Below are 23,327 nucleotides of genomic sequence, written 5' to 3'. Positions count from 1 at the left end.
GGCCCGGGTTCTCACAAATCGGCTCGGTGGTGGCGGCAGAAGGTCAGATCGCGCAGCATGATACGGTTCATCTGCGGCTGTTCAAAGATCAGGTCCAGCCAGATCTTTTCTATTCGCCGCTCATTCAGGGGCAGGTGCGCAAGGTCGAAGTCGACCGAACTGTCGGGTGCAGATAAGTCCAGTTCGCGAAGGACCTGTTCCGTGTTTGGCCCGTGCTGAATATTCAAACGGGCAAACACGCCAAGCGCACGTTCGGGCTCGATCAGGGCGTCGACACGCATCAGGTGCTGCCGGGTGAGGTCCTCTGCCGCCTCGGATGGCAGTTCCACCGACAGCGACAGGAAGGATCCGGCAAAGCCGAATACTTCGACCGTCAATCCGAATGCAGCCAAATCTTTGTCGCGCGTGTTGCGCGTCTGGCGCATCCCGATTTCGGCCAGCGGGCAATCGTGGAACAGCGTCACCTGCCGATCCATCACGGCCTTGCGCGGGGCCGAGGCCAGACCCGGACGGGACAGGGGGCCGCGCCACAGGTCCGGACGCCAGCACCAGTCAGTCCCCAGAGGTTTCGGAAACTGTGTCGTCCCGATCCGCGGGCGGGTCAGACGGCCGTTGGCCTTGTGAAGCAGCAGATCCAGATGCGCGCGCAACCTGCGCGCCTCATCCCTTTGCAGGCGCAATTGCGGCGTTGGGACATCTTCTGCGCCGTGCGCGGCCTTTTGCCAGCGCTCCAGAACCTTGCGGTGAATATAGCGATCCAGAAGTCTGCCCATGGTCCTATCGTTCGAACATGACCCTCTTTAGTCAAAGACGGTCCGGGGGATAAGGGTGAATTGTCACAATAGGACCCAAAAATCAGCGAATTGTGAATGCGCAATTGTCTGGGCAGTGCCGCATGGGTCTGATAGACGATCCGCTATTCTTGCAATCGACCCGGCCAGTGCGTACCGTCTGGCACCTGATTGCAGTGGATCATCCGTATAAAACGCATCCATAATTCTTGAGGCAAGGCCGGGGCATGGAACCCACTCTGTTCGCATTCATCTGGAAACATTCGAAGAAACAGCAGCTTGTGCTTCTGTTTCTGACGGTTCTGTCTTTTCCGTTTCTCTACGCGTCGCTTGAGCTGCCCAAGCAGATCATCAACGACGCGATCGGCGCCCCGGCGGACTCGGTCACCGTGCTGGGCTTCACCTTTACGCAGGTTCAGTATCTGATGATCCTGTGCGTCGCCTTTCTGGCCACTGTCATCGCCAGCGGCCTGATGAAGATGCGCATCAACACGATGAAGGGCATCTTGGCCGAACGCATGCTGCGCCGGTTGCGATTCACGCTGATCCACCGCACCATGCGGTTTCCGAAATCCTATTTTGCCACGACCAGCCAGGGCGAGCTGGTGTCGATGATCACGTCCGAGGCCGAGCCGATGGGCGGTCTGATGGGTGACGCAATCGCGCAGCCTGTGTTCCAGTTCGGCCAGATGATGACCATCGTCACTTTCCTGTTCATGCAGAGCGTCTGGTTCGGGTTGGCCAGCATTGCCCTGATCCCGTTGCAGGCCTGGCTGATCCCGAAACTGCAGCGTCAGATCAACCTGCTGAACAAAGAGCGTATTCAGGAAGTGCGCCATCTCAGCTCGGAAATCGGGGAAAGCGCAGCCGGTATCAGTGACCTGCGCACCAATGGCGGCTGGCGCTATCGGCTGGCGCAGTTCAGTCATCGTCTGGGGAACCTGTTCGAGATCCGGTTCAAGATCTACAACAAGAAATTCTTCATGAAGTTCCTCAACAATCTGATCACTCAGATGACGCCGTTCCTGTTCTATTCGGTCGGCGGCTATCTTGCGATCAAGGGTGAGGTCACGGTCGGCGCGCTTGTCGCGGCCCTCGGGGCCTACAAAGACCTGAGCGGCCCGTGGAAGGATCTTCTGACCTATTACAATCAGGTGCAGGATATGTCCCTGCGCTGGGAAGTGGTGACCGAGCGCTTCGCGCCGGATGACATGATCCCCGAGAAATTGTTCGTCGGCGAACCCGAAACCATCCCGCATCTGACAGGCGACATCGAACTGCGCAACGTCACGGTGCGCGACGATGACAGTAAGACCATCCTGGAAGATATCGATCTGACCATTCCACAGGGCGCCCGCGTTGCCATCAAGTCCTCCAGCGCCGCCGAACGCAGTGCGCTTGCGCAATTGCTGACACGCGAACTGTTGCCGGTACAGGGAGAGGTCGTCATAGCCGGTTACGACCTGCAGACACTGCACCAATCGGTCATCGCTGCACGGATCGGATACGCCTATTCGCGGCCCTATCTGTTCGATGGAACTCTGGGCGACAACCTTTTGATGCCGTTGCGAACGCATCCCCAGCATGCGGTTGAGGCGAAAAAAGCACCGACCCGGCGGCAGATCGAGGCGGCGCGCGCGGGCAACCCGGTGGATTCGTTGTCGGATGAATGGGTTGATCCGGGGCTGGCGGGGTTGGATGATATTGAAGATATCCGCAACTGGTGGTTCCAGCTGGTCGAGGCGATGGGCATTGACGAGTTCATGTTCCGCCGCACCCTGCGCAGCCAGTTCGACCCGGACCAGCATCCGGCGCTGGCCCGCGACATTGTTCTGCTGCGTGAAACCGTGGCGGAACGGCTGCGGGAAAAGGGTCTGGACCGGTACGTCTATCGCTTTGATCCCGAACGATTCAATCCGGCTGTCCCGCTGGGTGGAAACTTGCTCTATGCGGCACCGTCGCGCGATATTTCTCCGGATATTCTGGCCGGTGATGAACGGTTTACGTCGATGCTACGGCATCACGACCTGGATGGTGATGCGATGTCCATCTCAGCCGCGGTTCTTGAAACGCTGCACCAGACTTTTGGGCGGGATGGCACCGATCACCCGCTGTTCCTGCGGCTTGGCATGACCAAGGACATGTATCACCGGCTGCTCGATATCGAAGACCGCCGCAAGGCCAAGGGCGAGGACGCAATCACTGAAGGCGAACGCGCCTTGCTGCTGACGGTTCCGTTCCTGTTGACGGCCGAACAAATCGGGCCGGATTTTCCGAGCGAATACAAGGACAAGATTTTGGCTATTCGCAGCGGTCAGGCGGAAAAGCTGCGGGCGTATATGAACGGTATGTTCATCCCAGTCACGCCCGAGACCTATATCGCCCGCATGACCGCGATGGAGAATGCGCTGTTCGGGCGAATTTCCCTTATGGCCGGCGCGCATAAGGACGAGATCGAAGACGTCGTGGCCGAGGCGATGAACGAGGCCGGGCTGCGCCGTCGTGCGGCGGCGATCATTTATGATCTGCCCTCCGGTCTGGGCGGAAACAATCTGCCGACCGTGTTTCAGGAAAGGGCTGCGTTTTCCCGCGCGGGGATCAAACGCCCTGACGTTCTGATTCTGGACAAGGCGCTGGCCAGTCATGATTCGGAAAGCAGGCTGCGCACACGCCTAAAACTGCGGGAGTTGCTGCCGGATTCGATCATGATTTTCATGGAGGATCACTTTGCCCATCCCGAGGCTTATGATCTGTTTGTCGAGGTCAAGCAGGGCCGCATAGACGGCGTCTCGAAGACCCATGCCGAAGAAGACGCGGGCGCGACCGCGGACCTGAGCCGCAAGCTCAAGATCATCTCCTCAACCGAGTTGTTCGCCGGCATCGACGGGCGCAACCAACGCTTGCTGGCGTTTTCTGCGCAATGGTACGACGCTGCGGCCGGGCAGGTCATCTTTTCCAAAGGTCAGGCCCCGGACGCGGCTTATTTGTGCATAACCGGGCAGGCGCGGCTGGACTGGACGGAAGACGCAGGCAGGAAACGGACCGTGTCCGTCGTGGAACCCGGGCGCCTTATTGGTGATCTTTCGGTAATTACAGGCGAATCCCGGCAATTGGATCTGGTTGCAAACAGTGATTGTTCGTTCCTGCGTATCGGCGCGGAAGAACTGCGCGCGGTATTGGAAAGCGACGCTTCGGTCGCCGCGCAATTGTTGAAATCTGTGGCGCAGAATTTCACTAATCTGGCGAGCAGGATCAACGACGCCGAAAACCCAAGCGCTTTTTTCCCGGATATTCCACAGTTTGTTGAGGTAGAGGAAGCAGGCGGCAATGCGTAACGCCGCCTATTCCGCCCATGAACAGCTTGTGCGGGATGCGCGCGCGTGGCCCGAACTTTGGCGGCTGCTTGTAGGACTGGCCCTTGTCGCTGTGGTCGTGACCGGCCTGAACCTTGTCCTGTTCGTGACTGTTGCGGGGCTCGGGTCACAGGAATGGGCCGAAGAATTTCTGAATGGCTCTACCCCCATGGCAATGGTGGTTCTGCTTGCCAGTTTCGGCTTTACGACTATTGGGGTCGCCCTGGCGGCACGAAAGCTGCAACATCGGACGCTGCAATCCGTTCTGGGCCCCTACGGCGAGGCGATTTTCCAATTCTGGCGTGTTTTCAGGGCCTTGGTCATCCTCGTTGTCGTCGTTGCCGTCCTGCCGCCATATGATATGGGCGCGCCGCTTGACCGGAACATGGACGTCTCGCGGTGGTTTCTGTTTCTGCCATTGTCTCTGGTCGCGGTATTGATTCAGACCAGCGCAGAAGAATTGCTGTTTCGCGGATATATCCAGCAAAGCCTGGCGGCACGGTTTCGGTCTCCGATCATTTGGATGGGATTGCCGTCGCTGTTGTTTGCCGCCGGCCACTATGCGCCCGGCGCCGCAGGTGAAAACGCGTTTCTGATCGCCCTCTGGTCGGGTGTATTTGGCCTGTTTGCGGCGGATCTAACCGCGCGGTCAGGGACGCTCGGCCCGGCTATCGCCTTGCACTTCTTCAACAATATCATCGCGCTGTTGTTTATCTCTCTGCCTGACAGCCTAAGCGGTCTGGCGCTGTTCCTGTTGCCGTATGATATGATGGATACTGGCATCCTGCGGCTGTGGCTGTATGTGGATTTCGCAGTGATTATCGTCAGCTGGCTGGTGGCGCGCCTTGCGCTCAGGCGTTGATTGCATTTCTTTCCGTTGCGTCTTATTTGACGTCAAAGCCGCACTAGCAAGGTTCCGATATGAACTGGATCACAAACTACGTCCGCCCCCGGATCAACTCGATCTTCTCACGCCGGGAAGTGCCCGAAAACCTTTGGCACAAATGCGACGAATGCGGCACGATGCTGTTTCACCGCGAGCTGGCGGAAAACCAGAATGTCTGCACCCAGTGCGATCACCATATGGCGATCACCCCGCGGGACCGGTTCAGCTACCTGTTTGACGGCGGCATCTTCACCGAGGTTGAGGTGCCGGCCCCCAAGGATGACCCGCTGCAGTTCCGCGATCAGAAGAAATACCCTGACCGCATGAAGGCCGCCCAGAAAAAGACCGGCGAGAAAGAGGCGATGCTGGTCGCCAAGGGCGAGATCGGGCGTACCCCGATTGTCGCCGCCGCGCAGGATTTTTCCTTCATGGGCGGTTCGATGGGCATGTTTGTCGGCAATGCCATCATTGCCGCCGCGCAAGAAGCGGTGAAGCTCCAGCGCCCGCTGATCCTGTTCTCGGCCGCCGGTGGCGCACGAATGCAAGAGGGTATCCTCAGCCTGATGCAGATGCCACGCACAACCGTGGCCGTCGAAATGCTGAAAGAGGCGAAGCTGCCTTACATCGTCGTGCTAACGCATCCCACTACCGGGGGCGTCACCGCGTCTTATGCGATGCTGGGTGATGTGCATATTTCCGAACCCAATGCGCTGATCTGCTTTGCCGGACCGCGCGTGATCGAACAGACCATCCGGGAAAAACTGCCCGAAGGGTTCCAGCGCGCCGAATATCTTCTGGATCACGGTATGCTGGACCGGGTGACCAAGCGCACCGAGATGCGCGATGAACTGATCACGATCACCCGCATGCTGATGAACCAGCCTCCGGCGGTCAAAGGGGATCTGCCCGCACCCAAGCCCGAGGAAGCCGCGGCCGAAACGCCGGCCGAGGACGACAGCGAGAAATGACCGCCCGGTCATCCGACCTCATCCTTGAACGGATGATGGCGCTGCATCCCAAGATCATCGACCTGACCCTGGATCGCGTCTGGCGGTTGCTGGACGCGCTGGACAACCCGCAGGCAAAGCTGCCGCCGGTGATCCACATCGCCGGAACCAACGGCAAAGGTTCGACACAAGCGATGATCCGCGCCGGACTGGAAGGCGCGGGCCTGTCTGCCCATGCCTATACCTCGCCACATCTGGCCCGATTCCATGAGCGCATCCGCCTGGCCGGAGACTTGATCTCGGAGCCCGGCCTGACCGCGGTGCTGGATGAGTGCTATGCCGCCAATGGCGGCGAGAACATCACCTATTTTGAAATCACGACCTGCGCCGCATTGCTGGCTTTCTCTCGCGCGCACGCCGATTACACGCTGCTGGAGGTGGGCTTGGGCGGGCGTCTGGATGCCACAAATGTCATCCATGAACCGGCTGTCACCGTCATCACGCCGGTCTCCATCGACCACGAACAGTTTCTCGGCAACACGCTGGGCAAGATTGCGGCTGAAAAGGCAGGCATCATCAAGCCGGGCGTGCCCTGCATTGTCGGTCCGCAACTGGATGAGGCGATGGAAGTTATCGAATACACCGCCGCCCGTCTGGGTGCGCCGCTGCTGGTTCACGGGCAGCACTGGCACGTCACCGAAGAAAACGGCCGGCTGATCTATCAGGACGAAACCGGATTGCGCGATTTGCCCCTGCCGAACCTGCTGGGCGCACACCAGATCCAGAACGCAGGGGCCGCGCTGGCGGTTCTGCGCCACCTGAACCTTGGGGACGACGCTTATGAGGCGGCAGTGACCCGGGCCGAATGGCCGGCGCGTATGCAGCGGTTGAAGACCGGGCCTCTGATCGACCAGGCGCCCCAGGCTGAACTTTGGCTCGATGGCGGCCATAACGCCGCCGCTGGTATCGCGCTGGCTGATGTGCTCGGCAGGCTGCCAGCGCGCCCGACGTATATGATCTGCGGCATGCTGAACACCAAGGATGTCACCGGCTATCTGACGCCGCTGGCCGCGCAGGTCCAAAGTCTGACAGCCGTCTCGATCCCGGGCGAAGCCGCCACACTCAGCGCCGAGGACACCGCTGCGGCCGCCGCACAAGTGAATCTGCCTGCCACAACCGCCGACAGCGTCGCTGATGCGTTGCACGCAATCGTGGCAAATGACCCGCAGGCGCGTGTTCTGATTTGCGGCTCGCTTTATCTGGCCGGCAACATCCTGCGCGAAAACGGCTGAAACGACCGCCCGCAGGGCTTCATCTGGCCAAAAATACCTCGGGGGAGGCGCGCAAGGCGCGGCGGGGGCAGAGCCCCCTATTGCCCCCAGTCCCGATCCTGCATCTCCCGCAGGCGCGAGGCCGTACGTTCGAATTCAAACGTGCCTTCACCCTCGACATACAGCATCTCGGGTTCGGCGGCGGCGGAACAGATCAGACGGACCTTTGCCTCATACAGCGCGTCAATCAGAGTGACGAAACGCCTGGCTTCGTTGAAGTTGTTGCGTGACAGCCGCGGGATATCCTCAAGAACCAGAACCTTCACCTCTGCGGCGATGGCCAGGTAGTCCGCAGGTCCCAGCATCCGTCCGCACAGATCATAAAAGCTGGCCCGGGCCACGCCGTTGCGAAAGGCGGGCAATTCCACCGCACGCCCGTTGACCTGCAGGATCAGCGGCTCAGCCGCCCCCCCGGACAGATCATTCCAGACACTTCGGATGTTCTGCCGCGCTTCCGGCCCGATCGGCGCAAAGTAGACCGGAGCCCCCTCAAGCCGGTTCTGGCGGTAATCGGTGGGCGAGATCAACTCCCATACTTCAAGCTGTTCCTTGATATGTGCGATGAACGGCAGGAACAGCTGACGGTTCAGCCCATCCTTGTAGAGCTCGTCCGGGTGACGGTTCGACGTTGTGACAATGACGACGCCACCATCATAAAGCAGGTCGAACAGGCGACCCACGATCATCGCGTCCGTGATGTCGGTGATCTGCATCTCGTCAAACGCCAGTACCCGGACTGATTTGACGACGGCGGCGGCGACCGGGGCCAGCGCGTCCTCGACGCCGTCCTTGCGGGCCTTGTGCATGCCAGCGTGAATTTCCTGCATGAAGGCGTGAAAATGCACCCGTCGCGCCGGAATGTCCGTGAGTGAATCGACAAACATGTCCATCAGCATGGATTTGCCGCGCCCGACGCCGCCCCACAGGTACAATCCTTTCGGCGGAGGCGGGGCCTTGCGGAAAAATCCGCGCTTTACCGGTTCGGCCAGAGCCGCCCGGATGCGCTCGAATTGGGGAAGTACGGCCTCTTGCGCGTCGTCTCTGGTCAGGGTGCCGTTGGCGACCTCAGTGTCGTAAAGCGAAATCAAACCCGTCATGATCCGAGGCATAGCGCCCGGTTTGCCCGTTGAAAAGCAGCCATTTTCCCGTTGCATCAATTTTACTGATCCGTGACCGCAAAACTCGTGAATTGACCCGTAGACATTTTCAGATAACGTCCCGGTTCCGTCACCCCGAGGTTGCAATGCCCCAATCCGCTCGTCTGCTGAACCCGATCCTGATCGTCGGCTGCATCATCATCACGGTCAGCTTTGCTGTGCGCGCCTCGTTCGGCGTGTTTCAGATTCCCATCGCGGATGAGTTCGGATGGCTGCGCACTGATTTCTCAATGGCTATTGCGATCCAGAACCTTGCCTGGGGTATTGGACAACCGATCTTTGGGGCTATAGCCGAAAAAGTCGGCGATCGTCGTGCGATCATTTTGGGAGCGCTGACTTACGCCGCAGGCATGGTGCTGTCGGCGTGGTCCGTTACTCCGTTCGAGCACCAAATGTATGCCTGGCTGGTGGGCTTTGGCATTGCAGGCACCGGGTTCGGTGTGGTGTTGGCCGTAGTCGGGCGTGCCTCTTCGGACGAAAACAGGTCAATGTCTCTGGCCATCGTCACCGCGGCGGGCAGCTTTGGTCAGGTGCTGGGTGCCCCAACGGCCGAGTGGTTGCTGACCTTCCTGCCATGGCAGCAGGTTTTTATCGTCTTCGCCATTGCGATTCTCGCGTTGGTCCTGACACTGCCATTCATGCGGGCACCGCAACCGGTCAGCAAGGTTGAGCTGGAAGAAAGCATGGGCCAGATCCTGGGCAAGGCGTTCCGCGACCCATCTTACGCTCTGATCTTTCTGGGGTTCTTCAGCTGCGGGTATCAACTGGGGTTCGTGACAGCCCATTTCCCTGCATTTGTGACCGAGATGTGTGGCCCGATCCAGCCGGGCGGTGTTTTGCATTCCATCGGTATTACGTCAACGTCTGCGCTTGGGGCGGTGTCTATCTCTCTGATCGGGCTGGCCAACATCGGGGGCACCTTGCTTGCGGGCTGGGCTGGTAACCACTTCCCCAAGAAATACCTGCTTGCGGCGGTCTACACAGGTCGCACGCTTGCCGCGGCCTTGTTCATCGTTTTTCCGATCACCCCGCTTTCCGTCATCGCCTTTTCGCTGGTGATGGGGTCTCTCTGGCTGGCCACCGTGCCATTGACCTCGGGTCTGGTCGCGCATCTTTACGGTCTGCGCTATATGGGAACGCTTTACGGTATTATCTTTTTCAGCCATCAGGTTGGAAGTTTCCTTGGCGTCTGGCTGGGTGGACGCATGTATGACCAATACGGAGACTACAATATGGTCTGGTGGATTGGTGTCGCCATCGGCGCCTTCAGCGCAATCGTTCACTTGCCGATCCGCGAAAACCGCCAGATGACGGTTGCGGCCTGACGGCCGCAATACATCCATGCAGACGTCAACGGGACCGTTCAGGGAATAGCGCAGCCAAGCCCTCTGCGGATGCATCGCAAACGCCGCGCTCGGTAATCAGCCCGCTAACCAGCCGGTTTGGGGTGACATCAAATGCGGGGTTGCCGCCTTCTGTGCCATCGGGCGTCACGCGAACGTCGGCAATGGCCCCCTGATCATCCACGCCCATGACGTGCGAAACCTCGTTATGATCGCGTTCTTCGATCGGAATTTCCGCTACCCCGTCCCGCACCGTCCAGTCGATGGTCGGAGAGGGCAGGGCAACATAAAACGGAACGCCGTTGTCATGGGCGGCCAGTGCCTTCAGATATGTGCCGATCTTGTTGCATACATCCCCTTGCGCGGTTGTCCTGTCGGTGCCGGTGATCACCGCATCCACCAACCCGTGCTGCATCAGGTGCCCGCCCGCATTGTCCACGATATAGCGATGGGGAATTCCGTGTTCGCCAAGCTCCCATGATGTCAACGCGCCCTGATTGCGGGGCCGTGTTTCGTCGACCCAGACGTGAACCGGAATGCCGGCTTCATGCGCGTGATACATCGGGCTTGTTGCGGTACCCCAGTCGACGGTTGCAAGCCAACCGGCGTTACAATGGGTCAGCAGGCGCACGGGTTCGCCCTTGGGTTTGCGCGCCGCAATGCTTTTGATCAGTTCAAGCCCGTGCAGACCGATGGACGCGTTGATCTCGACATCTTCGTCAGCGATTTCTTGTGCCAGATTCCAGGCAAAATCCGCGCGGTCACTGATCGCCAGCGGCATCAACGCGTCGCGGCACTTGTCCAGCGCCCAACGGAGGTTGATCGCCGTGGGCCGCGTTGCATTCAGAACGTCATAGGCCGTTTCGAACGATGCATCGGTACTGTCGCGGGACATCTGCTCGGCAATTCCGAATGCAGCCGTGGCTCCGATCAGCGGTGCGCCACGGACCCACATATCGCGGATTGCCGCGGTAAAATCGTCCAGAGTTTTGAGCGTCACGATCCGAAATTCATGCGGCAGCCACCGCTGATCAATGATCTGGACCTCTCCGGCAGATTTGTCCCACCAGATCGACCGGTAGTGATCGCCCTTCACCTTCATAATGTGATCTCCGCTTTCGAACGCGCCATCAGAATTCCGACACAAGGTGCGATTTCACCGGCAGGTTGTAAACAGGCTGTTCAATTTTTGACGTATCGGCTAGATCGACACATTCCAGAGTGGGTCATGCCCGTTTCGCAGCGCGCAATTCACGTTCCAAGGCATCCAGAAACCGGGATCGATCCGCTTTGCTGAAAGGCTTGTCACCGCCGCCAGCACCCAACGGGTTGGCCGCCCGCAGATCAGCCATCAGATCGCGCATCGCCAGCTGCTGGCCGATATTGGCCGCGGTGAACGCTTCGCCGTTGGGGCGCAGAACCCGCGCCCCGGCTTCCACACATTTCGCCGCCAGCGGAATGTCGGAGGTCACCACCACGTCCCCCGCGTCGCAGCGGTCGGCGATCCACTTGTCCGCCTCATCCGCGCCTTGCGCCACGATGACAACCTGCACCAGCGGGTTCGCCGATGGCCGCAACCCTCCGTTCGAGACCAGGGCCATCGGCACCTTGTGTCGCGTGGCGACACGTTCGGCTTCGGCCTTTACCGGGCAGGCATCCGCGTCGACATAGAGCGTCGTCACGCCTTTTTCGCCTGCTTTTCCGCAGGTTTCTTGCGCACCTTGAACTCGTCGGGGATCGGCATCCGGTTGAACGCGTCAAGCCCGGCGATCTTGTAAGCCTCGGCCAGTGTCGGATAGTTGAACGTGTTTTGCACGAAGTAATCCACGGTGCCTTTCAGATTCAGAACCGCCTGTGCGATGTGGATCAACTCGGTCGCGCCTTCGCCCACGATCTGAACACCCAGCACACGGCGGGTCTTCAGTGAAAACAGCATCTTCAGCATGCCATGTTCCAACCCCATGATATGCCCGCGCGAGGTTTCCCGAAACCGCGCCACACCCACCTCATAGGGAATGCCGCGCTCCTGCAACTCTTCCTCGGACATGCCGCAGGTGGAAATCTCGGGCACGGAATAGATGCCATAGGGGTACCACGGGCTTTCCGGCAGCGTCGGTGTTTCCAGGGCATGGCACGCCGCCACGCGCCCCTGCTGCAACGAGGTTGACGCCAGCGACGGGTGGCCGATCACATCGCCGGTGGCATAGATATGCGGCACGGCGGTCTGATAAGTCTTGCGGTCGACTTCGATCCGGTTGCGGTGGTCGGTTGTCAGACCGACCGCATCCAGGTTCAGGGCCGAAGTCGCCCCCATCCGCCCGGCTGCGAACAACAGCATCTCGGCCCGCACATGGCGGCCGTTTTCCAAGGTCACTTCCACATGGCCGCCCGCGTCCTCGATCTTTTCAACCGCAGAGCCCAGACGCAGATCGACGCCGTTTTCGCGTATCTGGTGGGTGAAATCATGGATCAACCTTTTGTCGATGAAGTCCAGAAACGTCTCGCGCGGTTCGATCAGCGTGACGCGCACGTCGAGGGCTGAGAACATGGTGGCGTATTCCACGCCGATCACCCCGGCCCCGATCACCACCAGCGAGCGCGGGATCTCCGCCATTTCAAGAAAATCATCGCCATCCACGACGGTCTTGCCATTGAATGGCACATAATCCGGGCGATAGGTTTTGGTTCCGGTGGCGATCAGGAATTTCGCCGCCGTCAGCCGTGTGGTTTCACCTGCATCAGTCGCGACCTCAACCTCATGCGGGCCGACGAATTTTGCCAGCCCGTTCAGGGTTTCGACGTGGTTGCGGTTGAACTGATGTTCCAGCACGTCGACTTCATGGTCGAGCGTCATGTGCAGGCGTGCCTTCAGGTCCTCGGCCCGGATCTGATCCTTTACCCGGTAGGACCGGCCGTAAAAGCTGCGCTCGCGCCAGCCGGACAGGTTCAGCACCGTTTCCCGCAGGGTCTTGGACGGGATCGTGCCGGTATGAACCGAAACGCCCCCCAGCCTGTCCTTGCGATCAATCACCAGCACACGGCGTTTCAGTTTGCCCGCCTGAATCGCCGCCGAGCGACCCGAAGGACCCGAGCCGATGATGATCAGGTCGTAGTCGTACTTGCTCATGCCTCAGTCTCCGTACAATGCCTCGGCGTGGAAGGTGACGTGATCTTCCATGAATGTGGACACAAAGAAATACGAATGGTCGTACCCCGGTTGCAGCCGGAAAGTCGCCTGTTGACGGCGTTCGGCGATTGCCTGCGCCAGAGTCTCGGGGCGCAGCAGATCGATGAACTGGTCGTTCGCGCCGGTGTCGATCAGGATCGGGCCGTCAAAGCCCTTTTCCTTCATCAGTACCGAGGCGTCATTTCTGGCCCAAGTTTCCGGATCGTCGCCCAGATAGGCGCTCAGCTGTTTGCGACCCCAATCCGCGCCGGTCGGGTTCGAGATCGGCGCGAAGGCCGAGACTGACCGGAACCGCCCCGGCAGGTTCATCGCCAGCGTCAGCGCACCGTGGCCCCCCATCGAGTGGCCAGTGATCGCCTGACGGTCGCCGTCGATGGCGAAGTTTTCGGTCAGCAGCGCGGGCAGTTCCTCGGCCACATAATCCCACATCTGAAAATGCGGCGCCCAGGGGGCCTGTGTGGCATTCACATAGAACCCGGCCCCCTGACCCAGATCGTAATCGTCATGGTCGGCGACGCCTTCGCCGCGTGGCGAGGTATCCGGAAACACCACGGCTATGCCTTGCTCAGCCGCCCAGGCCTGCGCCCCGGCTTTGGTCATGGCGTTTTCATGGGTGCAGGTCAGGCCAGAAAGGTACCACAGAACAGGAACGGGGCCGTCTTTGGCTTCGGCCGGAAGGAACAGACCAAAAGTCATGTCGCATTGGCACGCGGCCGAGGTGTGGCGGTAGACGCCCTGCACGCCACCGAAGCAGGCATTTTCCGAAAGGGTTTCCATCTGGTTTTGTCCTTACGTTAGGGTTGCGACATGGCTAACGATCCCGGGCTCGGACGTAAAGTCTGACCGCCGCAGGCAAAGTCATTTTTCGCGCGGGTGACGATCAGGGGGTTCCGACCCAGGCGATGACGAAGGGAACCGTCAGAATACTGGCCACAGTGGACAGCAGGATTGCCGCCGATGCGCGGTGCGGGGCCACGCCATAATGCGCGGCAAGGATGTAGACATTGCCCGCAACCGGCAGTGCCGCCGCGGCAATGGCGACGGCTGCCGGAAAGGCGGCGACGGGAATCAGCCAGATCAGCACGACGGCGACGCAGGCCGGGTGGATGACCAGCTTGCAAAAGCTCAGCCATGCAGCGACCTGAACGCGTTCGGCCGATTTGCTGGCCAGCGAGGCCCCGATCGCAAACAATGCCCCCGGCGTGGCCGCCCCACCCAGTATCGTCAGGAAGTCATTCAGCGGCGCGGGCACCGGAAATTTCATGCCGGACCAGAGCATCCCGGCCGAAATCGAAACGATCATCGGGTTCTTCAGCAACCCCAATCCGATCAGTCGAAGTGTCGCCGGTGTCAGTCGCCCGTCACGTCCCCCGTTGATCAAAATCACAATCAGAGAGGAAAACACCACCAGATCAACGGTCAGCACCAACATCACCGGACCGATTGCCGCCTCAGAAAACAAAAGGGCCAGCATAGGCAGACCAAGAAAGCCGACATTCCCGATCGCGGCACATTGCGCCTCGACCGCGGTTGTGGGGATGTCGAGGCCGCGTATCCAGGCGACCAAACTGGCAACGGCGTAGACTGCGACAGTCCCCAGCAGATAACCCATGACCAGCCTGCCGTTGAAAATCTCGGCAAAGGGCAGGGTGGCGGCAAAGCGGAACAGCATCGCCGACAGGGCAAAGTAGAACACGAACTTTGTCAGATAGGCCGTCGCTTCTTCCGAGAAGAACCGGCTGCGGCCGGCCCAATACCCCAGGCCGATGATCGCAAAAAACGGGAGCGTGCGCAGAAAGATATCGACCATGGCCGAAGTGTTAGCACGGTTTTTTCGCGCCGCAAGCCCTGCGCGCGGCCCGGATTTCGTAGCTCTTGCGGGCAAACTGAGCACGCGCGCTGACAATAAAATGATGGGACGTCACGACGCAAAACACCGGCTTGGTCATGAGAATCGTTGTATCTGAACTGAACGGTTTATAGATTCGAAGAATCTGCGATCAAAGGAGACCTCATGACCCAAGCTGCCGCTATCCTCAGAACGGGCCGCAAATTCGATCAGGTACTGCGCGGGGCCCGAGAGGTGTTCATGGCGGACGGCTTTGAAGGGGCCAGTGTGGATGACATCGCCCGCGCTGCCGGTGTGTCTAAGGCCACGCTCTACAGCTACTTCCCGGACAAACGCCTGTTGTTCATGGAAGTCGCCCAGAACGAATGCAAGCTTATGGCCGAAAACATCATTGCAATGATCGACGACACCAAGCCCGCGCGCGAGGTTCTGACCATCACGGCGACGCAGTTGACCAGCTTTCTGGTTTCCGAATTCGCCCAGCAGGTCTTTCGGATCTGCGTGGCGGAACGGGACAGGTTTCCTGAACTGGGCAAGGCATTTTACGAATCCGGACCGCAGAACGGTCAGCGACAGATGGCAGAGTATCTGGAGAAAGCCGTCAAGGCGGGTGAACTGGCGATAGAAGATGTTCACATCGCGGCCGAACAATTCTCGGAATTGTGCAAGGTCAGAATCTGGACCCGCGCCGCCTTTGGGATCCAGACCAGTTTCGCGCAATCGGAAATCGACGAAATCGCGCTTCAGGCGGTTGATATGTTCATGGCCCGCTACGGCGTCTGATCATAAACCGTCATACCGCAGGCTCGAATTTTGGCAGCCTTCTGTGACTGAAACCACTGATTAGTGCGGGTATTTTCGGATCTCCCACCCGTTGGAACCGGGCCCTTCTTTGCCTGAAACCGTCCTTTGGGACGGCCGGATTGCTTATGCCGGGAATGCCAGCTGCTGCGCAGGTCAGCCACCGCCATGATGCGGGCGGGCGCTGCGGAAATGACCCAGAAACAACGAACGTCACAGATCATCCAACCCGCCCAAAAACCAGACCTGCGACAGCCCCGCCAAGCCAGTTGACAATGGATTTTGTATTTTGGATACATTGGGCAGAGATTTCGCGGCGATGAGAGTCGCCTGGGATTGCTCTGGTCAAAACGAGCAACGCGAAGGTCTGGAAAATATTTCTGGGAGAAACTCATGAAACTCAAATTAATGGCCGCAACTGCTGCGATCGCCTTGTCGGGCGCTGCGGCACAAGCAAATACGCTGGTCTATTGTTCCGAAGGCTCGCCCGAAGGGTTTGACCCGGCGCTGTTCACGGCGGGGACAACGTTTGATGCCTCGTCGCATCCGATCTACAACCGCCTGCTGGAATTTGAAACCGGCACGACCAATGTCATCCCCGGTCTGGCGGAAAGCGTCGAGGCCAGCGATGACGGCCTGGAATACACATTCAAACTGCGTCAAGGCGTCAAGTTCCATTCCAACGACGAATTCACGCCGTCCCGCGATTTCAATGCGGATGACGTGATCTTCTCGTTCATGCGTCAAAAGGATGACAGCCATCCCTACAACCAGGTGTCCGGCGGAACCTGGGAATATTTCAAGGGTATGGGCATGCCGGATCTGGTCGAGTCGATTGAAAAGATCGACGACTACACCGTGAAATTCACACTGACTAAGCCCGAAGCACCATTTGTCGCCAATATGGCGATGGATTTCGCCTCGATCCTGTCTGCGGAATATGCCGATGCGATGATGGCAGCGGGCACGCCTGAAAAGCTGAACACAGCGCCCATCGGAACCGGCCCGTTCTCGTTCGTGGCCTATCAGAAGGACGCCGTGATCCGTTACGGGCAGAATGCCGATTACTGGAAAGCACCTGCTGATGTTGAAAACCTGATCTTTGCGATCACGCCGGACGCGTCGGTTCGCTATCAGAAGCTAAAGGCGGGCGAATGCCACATCATGCCCTATCCGAACCCCGCCGACATTCAAGCGATGAAGGATGACGGCGACATCAACATGATGGAGCAAGAGGGCCTGAACGTCGGTTATCTGGCCTACAACACCACGATGGAGCCGTTCGACAATCCGAACGTCCGCAAGGCGCTGAACATGGCGATCGACAAGAACGCGATCATCGACGTGGTGTTCCAGGGTTCGGGTCAGGTTGCCAAGAACCCGATCCCGCCGACCATGTGGGGTTATAACGACGCCATCACCGATGACGCCTATGACCCCGAAGCGGCCAAGGCGATGCTGGAAGCCGAGGGCGTCAGCAATCTGTCGATGAAGGTTTGGGCGATGCCGGTGCAGCGTCCCTACAACCCGAACGCGCGTCGTATGGCCGAACTGATCCAGGCGGATTTCGCCAAGGTCGGTGTGGATGTTGAGATCGTGTCCTATGAATGGGGCGAGTACCTGTCGCGCTCGAAGGAACTGAACCGCGACGGTGCGGTTCTGTTGGGCTGGACCGGTGACAACGGCGATCCGGACAACTTCCTGGCGGTTCTGCTGGGCTGTGACGGCCGCGAAGCGTCAAACCGCGCACAATGGTGCCACCAGCCGTTCGAAGACCTGATCCTGCAGGCCAAGCAGTCCACCGATCAGGCGGAACGCACCAAGCTGTACGAAGACGCTCAGGTGATCTTCAAAGATCAGGCGCCGTGGGCAACCATCGCACACTCGGTTGTTTACATGCCGATGAGCAACAAGGTGCAGGGCTACAAGGTGCACCCGCTGGGCGGCCACATCTTCTATGGTGTGAGCGTCGAATAACCAAATGTCTTTGATCGGAGCCGCCAGTAAGGCGGCTCCGGTTTTCTATTTCTGGAGGTCGGCACATATGCCGGATTTGTCCGAGTACCGCCAACTGGCAAAGGACATGTCAGTGGACGCCGTGGCGCTGGTGCCCGGCCCGAATTTCACCCGCGCATTGGGAAAACCCTTCATGAGCCACGAGCGGCCCTTTGTGGTCGTGATCCCGGCGGAAGGTGTCCCGGCGGCGATTGTGCCAAATCTGGAATTGGGGTCATGGGCGTTGGTTGGGTTCGAGGGCGCTGTCTTCGACTGGATGGACCAAACGGGCTATGACGATGCGTTCGCTGCACTGGCCAAGCATTTGCCATTGCGTTCCTTGGCCGTTGAGGGGCAGGTCATGCGCGTGTTTGTGTCCAAAGCCCTGACCCGCGCGATGCCGGACCTGCACATTGTTGATGGCGAGCGTGAGATTTCCGGCCTACGTATCGTGAAAACCGATGAGGATATCGCCGCGCTTCAGGCGGCAATAGATATCTCGGAACGCGCGCTGGAGCGTGTTATCGAAGATGTTCGGGTTGGGCACAGTGAAAAACAAATCGAACAGGCCTTGATCCAGGCGCTGTTTGCCGAAGGGGCGGCTTCGCTGGCCTTTTCGCCCATCGTTGCCGCCGGGGGCAATTCGGCGCAACCGCATGGCAAGGCCCGCGCCGATTACCGGATCAGACCGGGCGATGCGCTGCTGGTCGACTTCGGGGCGCGCAAAAACGGCTTCGCGGCGGACATCACCCGTACATTCTTTGTCGAAGAGGTCTCGGACGAGGGCAGGGCGGTCTACGACACCGTCCTGCGCGCCAATCAGATGGGGTTCGAGGTCTGCCGCCCGGGCGTGACCGCCCACGATATCGACGATGCGGTGATCAACGTGCTTGAAGCGTCGCCCTATGCCGACCGTATCCGCACTAAGACGGGTCACGGGCTGGGCCGGGACGTGCACGAGGCGCCGTATGTCATGCGCGGAAATGACCAGAAAATCCTGCCCGGTATGGTCTGGACCAACGAACCGGGCCTTTATGATCTGGACAATTTCGGCGTGCGGATAGAAGATGACGTGCTTGTCACCGAGGATGGCTGCCGGTCGCTGACCCGCTTTCCCAAAGATCTCACAATCATAGGTCGCTGATGTTTGGCTACTTACTCACACGCCTCGGCATGTTCGTTCCGACATTTCTGGGTGTGACGCTGATTTCCTTCATGTTCATCCGGGTGCTGCCGGGCGATCCCATCATCGTCATGGCCGGTGAACGCGGTATGACCGAAGAACGCTATCAGGAGATGGTTGAAAAGCTGGGCTTCGACAAACCGGTCCTGCAACAATACTGGGACTATCTGGTCGGTGTACTGCACGGTGATCTCGGTGAAAGTTTTGTCACCAAGAAACCGGTGTGGGACGAATTCTTCGCTCTGTTTCCCGCCACGCTGGAGCTGTCGCTCTGCGCGATGATCTTTGCGGTGGCTCTGGGCTTGCCGGCGGGTGTGATCGCGGCGGTGAACCGGGGCAAGTTCTTTGACCGGGCACTGATGTCGTCGGCGCTAGTGGGCTATTCGATGCCGATTTTCTGGTGGGCGCTGCTTCTGATCATCGTGTTCTCGGGCAACCTGGGCTGGACGCCCGTCTCGGGCCGGATCGACCTGCTGTACTACTTCCCCAGCGTTACCGGTTTCATGCTGATCGACAGCCTGCTGTCGGGGCAGGAGGGGGCGTTCGGGTCCGCTGTGCGGCATCTGATCCTGCCAACAATCGTGCTGGGCACCATTCCTTTGGCGGTGATCGCGCGCCAGACCCGGTCGGCGATGCTTGAGGTGCTGGGCGAGGATTACATCCGCACTGCGCGGGCCAAAGGGCTTGCGCCCGCGCGGATCAACGGGCTGCACGCGCTGCGCAACGCGCTGATCCCTGTGGTCACGGTGATCGGCCTGTCGGTCGGTACCCTGCTTGCAGGTGCGATCCTGACCGAAACGATCTTTAGCTGGCCGGGCATCGGCAAGTGGATGGTCGACAGCATTTTCCGCCGCGACTACCCGGTGGTGCAGGGTGGCCTGCTGATGATCGCCGTGATCGTGATGCTGGTAAACCTGCTGGTCGATGTCCTTTACGGCGTCATCAACCCCAAAATCCGGAGGCGGTGATGGCAGAGCTTTCCGCAACCCAACCCAAGACGGAAGCGCGCCCAAGCGCCTTGCGTGAATTCTGGTTTTATTTCAGCGAAAACCGCGGCGCGGTGATCGGCCTGTGGGTCTTTTCGGCGTTTGTTCTGTGCGCAGCCTTTGCGCCCTTGCTGGCCCCCTATGACCCGACCGAACAGTTTCGCGATCACATCCTCCAGCCGCCGGCCTGGCAGGAAGGGGGCAGTTGGGCCTTTCCATTGGGTACCGATCCGCTGGGCCGGGATATGCTGTCACGGCTGATCATGGGATCCCGTTATTCCTTCTTTGTCGGCATCGTTGTGGTCTGTGTCGCGGTAACGGGCGGTGTGATTATCGGCTTGCTGTCCGGCTTTGCGCCGAAATGGGTCGATACGCTGATCATGCGGGTGATGGATATCATCCTGTCCTTCCCCTCGCTGTTACTGGCCCTGGTTCTGGTCGCCATCCTCGGCCCGTCGCTGACCAACGCGATGATCGCCATCGCGATTGTGTTCCAGCCGCATTACGTGCGTCTGACCCGTGCCTCGGTTTTGTCGGAACGGCAAAAGGACTACGTGACATCAGCCCGCGTCGCAGGCGCAAGCAAGGCCCGGCTGATGTTCAAGACCGTATTGCCCAATTGTCTGGCCCCGATCATCGTGCAGGCGGCATTGTCGTTTTCGACCGCGATTCTGGACGCCGCGGCCCTTGGCTTTCTGGGCATGGGCGCGCAGCCGCCCACGCCGGAATGGGGCACCATGCTGGCCGAAGCGCGCGAGTTCATTCTGCGCGCCTGGTGGGTGGTGACCTTCCCCGGCCTGGCCATCCTGGTCACCGTGCTGGCCATCAACCTGATGGGCGACGGTCTGCGCGACGCGCTGGATCCGAAGCTGAAGCGGAGCTGACGATATGAGCCTGTTGGACATCCGAAACCTCACCGTCGAATTCGCTACCGCTTCGGGAAAGTTCCGTGCCGTGGATGGCGTCGATCTGTCCGTCAACAAGGGTGAGCTTATGGCCATCGTCGGCGAGAGCGGCTCAGGCAAATCGGTGTCGATGCTGGCGCTGATGGGTCTGTTGCCCTGGACCGCCACGATCACCGCCGATCAACTGAGTTTCGAAGGCATCGACCTGACTAAAATCTCGGCCCGCGACCGGCGTAAGATCATCGGCAAGGACATCGCCATGATCTTTCAGGAGCCGATGTCGTCGCTCAACCCCTGTTTCACGGTCGGTTTTCAGATCAAGGAAGCCTTGCGCATCCATCTGGGGCTGAACCGCAAGGACCGCCACCAGCGCGCTATCGAGCTGTTCGATCAGGTGGGAATCCCGGCCCCTGAAAGCCGGCTGAACACCTTCCCGCACCAGATGTCGGGCGGTATGAACCAGCGCGTGATGATTGCCATGGCCATCGCCTGCAACCCCAAGCTGTTGATTGCGGATGAGCCGACAACGGCGCTGGATGTCACCATTCAGGCGCAGATTCTCGACCTGCTGGTCCGCCTGCGCGACGAACAGGGGATGGGGCTGGTGCTGATCACTCACGATATGGGCGTGGTCGCCGAAACAGCCGAGCGGGTTCAGGTGCAATACGCCGGGCAAAAGGTCGAAGAACAGCCGGTCGCCGATCTGTTCCGCACCCCGCGCCATCCTTATACTGCGGCGCTGCTCAGTGCGTTGCCCGAACGGGCGACCTCCAGGATGTTGCCCACCATTCCCGGTGTTGTCCCCGGTCAGTTTGACAGGCCAAAGGGATGTTTGTTCAGCCCGCGGTGCCAATTCGCAGATGATCTTTGCCGCAGCCTTCCACCAACTCCGCACAGCGCGGAATTTGGCAAGGCCCGGTGCCACTATGTTGAAAAGATAACCGCCGGAGAACTGGCATGAGTGCCCCCATCGTTCAGGCCAGTGCATTGGCCAGATTCTACACAGTCAAGGGTGGTCTGCTGTCCAAACCGGCGACGGTCAGGGCATTGTCCGGTGTGGATTTCGATCTGCAACCCGGCAAAACGCTGGCCATTGTTGGCGAATCCGGCTGCGGAAAGTCGACGCTTGCGCGCGTGGTGACGATGATCGAGGAACCGACCTCGGGCACCCTGACCATCGACGGGGTAGATATTACCCCGTCGAAATGGGCTCAGATGCGCGAAACCGTGCAGATCGTGTTTCAGGACCCCTATGGCTCGCTCAATCCGCGCCAGCGGATCGGTCAGATCCTGCAGGAACCGCTGATCATCAACCGCCCCGACATGTCCGCCGCTGATCGCGAAGCCCGCGCGCGCGAGATGATCGACCTTGTGGGCCTGCGTCCCGAACATTACGACCGCTATCCGCATATGTTCTCGGGCGGACAGCGCCAGCGGATCGCCATTGCCCGCGCATTGATGCTGAACCCCAAGGTTCTGGTGCTGGATGAACCGGTTTCGGCGCTGGACGTGTCGATCCAGTCGCAGATTCTGAACCTGCTGGTCGAATTGCAGGAGCGTCTGAACCTCGCCTATCTGTTCATTTCGCACGACCTGTCGGTGGTGAAGCATTTCGCCGATGACGTGATCGTCATGTATCTGGGCCGCGCGGTCGAAAAAGCCCCCAAGGAGCAGCTTTTCGCAGCCCCCCGGCATCCCTATTCCAAGGCACTGCTCTCCACTACGCCACGGGCCGACCCCGAAGCCCGGAAAGAGCGGATCAAGCTTGAAGGTGAGTTGCCATCACCGATGAATATTCCAAAGGGCTGTGCATTTGCGCAACGGTGCTGGCTTGCAACGGATGAATGCCGCGCGGCACCGCCAGAGTTGAGCGGCTCAACCCATCAGGTCGCCTGCCTGCATCCTCTGGATTGAAACAGCCGTCAGTCGGCGGCTCGTGTGGAAATGACCATGTCCAGCAGTTGTTCCTTGGTGCGGCGGATATGTTTTTTCAGCAGGTCACAGGCATCGTCCACCCGCCCCGCGCGGGCCAGCGACAACAGTTTGCGGTGATCCTTTTTCGCCGGTTCACGCTGTTCCATGACGCTGAGGTGCATGCGGACATACCGGTCGGATTGCAGATTGACCCGTTGCAGAATGTCATTGGTCAGCCCGCGCCCGGCGGCCGCGTATAGCGCAAGGTGATATTCAGTATTCAGACTGCCCCACCGGCCGACGTCATAGGCGTCATAGGATTTCTCCATCTCGTCCAGAATGCGTTCGCACTCGGCAAAATTGACGTTGGTCATCTTTGGGATGGCCTGTCGGAACAGATCCAGTTCCAGCAGGACGCGCAGGTCAAAGATCTCTCCGATTTCCGAAAGGGAATGGGTCGTGACCGAGGCCCCGCGATTGTTTGTCAGTTGGACAAGCCCTTCGGCGTCTAGCCGTTTCAGCGCCTCGCGGATCGGCATGCGCGAAACGTCGTAATCCTCGGCCAAAGCCTCCTGACGGATGGTTTCGCCCTCGGCCATTTCACCACTCAATATGCGCTCGCGCAGGTCGTTTGTGATAACATCGGGCAGGCTTTGTCGTGGGATCGCGCGGGTTCTGGGCATTCGGGTAGTCTCTGGG

General features: G+C 59.6%; 20 protein-coding genes. 12 read left to right on the top strand and 8 right to left on the bottom strand.

The window, feature by feature from the left end; genetic code table 11:
* Positions 1 to 11 precede the first annotated feature (11 nt).
* Positions 12 to 773, bottom strand: coding sequence for a DUF6478 family protein (locus ACR0D8_RS11280; protein WP_480646478.1), 762 nt, complete (start codon positions 771 to 773; stop codon positions 12 to 14).
* Between the two features lie 245 nt (positions 774 to 1,018).
* On the opposite strand from ACR0D8_RS11280, the gene ACR0D8_RS11275 reads away from it, so the two are divergent.
* The 4 genes from ACR0D8_RS11275 to ACR0D8_RS11260 are packed head-to-tail and all read left to right on the top strand — an operon-like array spanning position 1,019 to position 7,269.
* Positions 1,019 to 4,126 carry an ABC transporter transmembrane domain-containing protein gene (locus ACR0D8_RS11275; RefSeq protein WP_480646476.1) on the top strand — a complete coding sequence of 1,036 codons (3,108 nt, stop codon included), beginning with the start codon at positions 1,019 to 1,021 and terminating at the stop codon, positions 4,124 to 4,126.
* Positions 4,119 to 5,006, top strand: a complete 888-nt coding sequence (locus ACR0D8_RS11270; RefSeq protein WP_480646474.1) for a CPBP family intramembrane glutamic endopeptidase — start codon at positions 4,119 to 4,121, stop codon at positions 5,004 to 5,006. Before ACR0D8_RS11275 ends, ACR0D8_RS11270 begins: the two co-directional genes overlap by 8 nt.
* A 59-nt stretch (positions 5,007 to 5,065) precedes the next feature.
* Positions 5,066 to 5,998, top strand: a complete 933-nt coding sequence (gene accD / locus ACR0D8_RS11265) for an acetyl-CoA carboxylase, carboxyltransferase subunit beta (protein ID WP_480646472.1) — start codon at positions 5,066 to 5,068, stop codon at positions 5,996 to 5,998.
* Positions 5,995 to 7,269 carry a bifunctional folylpolyglutamate synthase/dihydrofolate synthase gene (locus tag ACR0D8_RS11260; RefSeq protein WP_480646470.1) on the top strand — a complete coding sequence of 425 codons (1,275 nt, stop codon included), beginning with the start codon at positions 5,995 to 5,997 and terminating at the stop codon, positions 7,267 to 7,269. The genes accD and ACR0D8_RS11260 overlap by 4 nt, the downstream gene beginning before the upstream one ends.
* A 77-nt stretch (positions 7,270 to 7,346) precedes the next feature.
* Here ACR0D8_RS11260 and zapE read toward each other — a convergent pair whose 3' ends face one another.
* A complete protein-coding gene (zapE, locus tag ACR0D8_RS11255) occupies positions 7,347 to 8,405 on the bottom strand; it encodes a cell division protein ZapE (RefSeq protein WP_480646468.1) in 1,059 nt (352 codons plus the stop codon).
* 146 nt (positions 8,406 to 8,551) lie between these two features.
* On the opposite strand from zapE, the gene ACR0D8_RS11250 reads away from it, so the two are divergent.
* Positions 8,552 to 9,790 (top strand): MFS transporter, encoded by a 1,239-nt coding sequence (locus tag ACR0D8_RS11250; protein WP_480646466.1) that lies wholly within the window; start codon positions 8,552 to 8,554, stop codon positions 9,788 to 9,790.
* 25 nt (positions 9,791 to 9,815) lie between these two features.
* Here ACR0D8_RS11250 and mtnA read toward each other — a convergent pair whose 3' ends face one another.
* From mtnA to ACR0D8_RS11225, 5 genes are all read right to left on the bottom strand, one after another.
* Complete coding sequence (gene mtnA, locus ACR0D8_RS11245; RefSeq protein ID WP_480646465.1) at positions 9,816 to 10,910, bottom strand: S-methyl-5-thioribose-1-phosphate isomerase; 1,095 nt, start codon at positions 10,908 to 10,910, stop codon at positions 9,816 to 9,818.
* A gap of 124 nt (positions 10,911 to 11,034) precedes the next feature.
* Positions 11,035 to 11,490, bottom strand: a complete 456-nt coding sequence (locus tag ACR0D8_RS11240; RefSeq protein WP_480646463.1) for a YaiI/YqxD family protein — start codon at positions 11,488 to 11,490, stop codon at positions 11,035 to 11,037.
* The gene (gene sthA / locus ACR0D8_RS11235; protein ID WP_480646462.1) at positions 11,487 to 12,935 is read right to left on the bottom strand and encodes a Si-specific NAD(P)(+) transhydrogenase; all 1,449 of its coding nucleotides are present in this window, start codon (positions 12,933 to 12,935) and stop codon (positions 11,487 to 11,489) included. Before sthA ends, ACR0D8_RS11240 begins: the two co-directional genes overlap by 4 nt.
* A gap of 3 nt (positions 12,936 to 12,938) precedes the next feature.
* On the bottom strand, positions 12,939 to 13,772 hold the full coding sequence (fghA, locus tag ACR0D8_RS11230; RefSeq protein WP_480646460.1) for an S-formylglutathione hydrolase: 834 nt from the start codon (positions 13,770 to 13,772) through the stop codon (positions 12,939 to 12,941).
* 103 nt (positions 13,773 to 13,875) lie between these two features.
* The gene (locus ACR0D8_RS11225; protein WP_480646458.1) at positions 13,876 to 14,805 is read right to left on the bottom strand and encodes an AEC family transporter; all 930 of its coding nucleotides are present in this window, start codon (positions 14,803 to 14,805) and stop codon (positions 13,876 to 13,878) included.
* A 204-nt stretch (positions 14,806 to 15,009) separates the two neighbouring features.
* On the opposite strand from ACR0D8_RS11225, the gene ACR0D8_RS11220 reads away from it, so the two are divergent.
* From ACR0D8_RS11220 to ACR0D8_RS11190, 7 genes are all read left to right on the top strand, one after another.
* Positions 15,010 to 15,627, top strand: a complete 618-nt coding sequence (locus ACR0D8_RS11220) for a TetR/AcrR family transcriptional regulator (RefSeq protein WP_480646456.1) — start codon at positions 15,010 to 15,012, stop codon at positions 15,625 to 15,627.
* A gap of 411 nt (positions 15,628 to 16,038) precedes the next feature.
* Complete coding sequence (locus ACR0D8_RS11215) at positions 16,039 to 17,622, top strand: ABC transporter substrate-binding protein (RefSeq protein ID WP_480646454.1); 1,584 nt, start codon at positions 16,039 to 16,041, stop codon at positions 17,620 to 17,622.
* A gap of 67 nt (positions 17,623 to 17,689) precedes the next feature.
* On the top strand, positions 17,690 to 18,784 hold the full coding sequence (locus ACR0D8_RS11210) for a M24 family metallopeptidase (protein WP_480647108.1): 1,095 nt from the start codon (positions 17,690 to 17,692) through the stop codon (positions 18,782 to 18,784).
* The gene (locus ACR0D8_RS11205; protein ID WP_475164065.1) at positions 18,784 to 19,791 is read left to right on the top strand and encodes an ABC transporter permease subunit; all 1,008 of its coding nucleotides are present in this window, start codon (positions 18,784 to 18,786) and stop codon (positions 19,789 to 19,791) included. Before ACR0D8_RS11210 ends, ACR0D8_RS11205 begins: the two co-directional genes overlap by 1 nt.
* A complete protein-coding gene (locus tag ACR0D8_RS11200; protein ID WP_480646452.1) occupies positions 19,791 to 20,693 on the top strand; it encodes an ABC transporter permease subunit in 903 nt (300 codons plus the stop codon). Before ACR0D8_RS11205 ends, ACR0D8_RS11200 begins: the two co-directional genes overlap by 1 nt.
* A 4-nt stretch (positions 20,694 to 20,697) precedes the next feature.
* Positions 20,698 to 21,675: an ABC transporter ATP-binding protein gene (locus ACR0D8_RS11195; protein WP_480646451.1), complete on the top strand. Its 978-nt coding sequence runs from the start codon at positions 20,698 to 20,700 to the stop codon at positions 21,673 to 21,675.
* Positions 21,672 to 22,628: an ABC transporter ATP-binding protein gene (locus ACR0D8_RS11190; protein ID WP_480646449.1), complete on the top strand. Its 957-nt coding sequence runs from the start codon at positions 21,672 to 21,674 to the stop codon at positions 22,626 to 22,628. Before ACR0D8_RS11195 ends, ACR0D8_RS11190 begins: the two co-directional genes overlap by 4 nt.
* An 8-nt stretch (positions 22,629 to 22,636) precedes the next feature.
* Here ACR0D8_RS11190 and ACR0D8_RS11185 read toward each other — a convergent pair whose 3' ends face one another.
* Positions 22,637 to 23,311 carry a GntR family transcriptional regulator gene (locus tag ACR0D8_RS11185; protein ID WP_480646447.1) on the bottom strand — a complete coding sequence of 225 codons (675 nt, stop codon included), beginning with the start codon at positions 23,309 to 23,311 and terminating at the stop codon, positions 22,637 to 22,639.
* Positions 23,312 to 23,327 lie beyond the last annotated feature (16 nt).

Source organism: Ruegeria sp. BG10, assembly GCF_056538575.1.
The sequence above is the reverse complement of the archived record's forward strand: the minus strand, read 5'-3'. Positions and strand labels throughout refer to the sequence as shown.

Coding starts and splice junctions, on each gene's coding strand:
- ACR0D8_RS11280 (WP_480646478.1), bottom strand. CDS start 773: ATGGGCAGACTTCTGGATCGCTATATTCACCGCAAGGTTCTGGAGCGC.
- ACR0D8_RS11275 (WP_480646476.1), top strand. CDS start 1,019: ATGGAACCCACTCTGTTCGCATTCATCTGGAAACATTCGAAGAAACAG.
- ACR0D8_RS11270 (WP_480646474.1), top strand. CDS start 4,119: ATGCGTAACGCCGCCTATTCCGCCCATGAACAGCTTGTGCGGGATGCG.
- accD (WP_480646472.1), top strand. CDS start 5,066: ATGAACTGGATCACAAACTACGTCCGCCCCCGGATCAACTCGATCTTC.
- ACR0D8_RS11260 (WP_480646470.1), top strand. CDS start 5,995: ATGACCGCCCGGTCATCCGACCTCATCCTTGAACGGATGATGGCGCTG.
- zapE (WP_480646468.1), bottom strand. CDS start 8,405: ATGACGGGTTTGATTTCGCTTTACGACACTGAGGTCGCCAACGGCACC.
- ACR0D8_RS11250 (WP_480646466.1), top strand. CDS start 8,552: ATGCCCCAATCCGCTCGTCTGCTGAACCCGATCCTGATCGTCGGCTGC.
- mtnA (WP_480646465.1), bottom strand. CDS start 10,910: ATGAAGGTGAAGGGCGATCACTACCGGTCGATCTGGTGGGACAAATCT.
- sthA (WP_480646462.1), bottom strand. CDS start 12,935: ATGAGCAAGTACGACTACGACCTGATCATCATCGGCTCGGGTCCTTCG.
- fghA (WP_480646460.1), bottom strand. CDS start 13,772: ATGGAAACCCTTTCGGAAAATGCCTGCTTCGGTGGCGTGCAGGGCGTC.
- ACR0D8_RS11225 (WP_480646458.1), bottom strand. CDS start 14,805: ATGGTCGATATCTTTCTGCGCACGCTCCCGTTTTTTGCGATCATCGGC.
- ACR0D8_RS11220 (WP_480646456.1), top strand. CDS start 15,010: ATGACCCAAGCTGCCGCTATCCTCAGAACGGGCCGCAAATTCGATCAG.
- ACR0D8_RS11215 (WP_480646454.1), top strand. CDS start 16,039: ATGAAACTCAAATTAATGGCCGCAACTGCTGCGATCGCCTTGTCGGGC.
- ACR0D8_RS11210 (WP_480647108.1), top strand. CDS start 17,690: ATGCCGGATTTGTCCGAGTACCGCCAACTGGCAAAGGACATGTCAGTG.
- ACR0D8_RS11205 (WP_475164065.1), top strand. CDS start 18,784: ATGTTTGGCTACTTACTCACACGCCTCGGCATGTTCGTTCCGACATTT.
- ACR0D8_RS11200 (WP_480646452.1), top strand. CDS start 19,791: ATGGCAGAGCTTTCCGCAACCCAACCCAAGACGGAAGCGCGCCCAAGC.
- ACR0D8_RS11195 (WP_480646451.1), top strand. CDS start 20,698: ATGAGCCTGTTGGACATCCGAAACCTCACCGTCGAATTCGCTACCGCT.
- ACR0D8_RS11190 (WP_480646449.1), top strand. CDS start 21,672: ATGAGTGCCCCCATCGTTCAGGCCAGTGCATTGGCCAGATTCTACACA.
- ACR0D8_RS11185 (WP_480646447.1), bottom strand. CDS start 23,311: ATGCCCAGAACCCGCGCGATCCCACGACAAAGCCTGCCCGATGTTATC.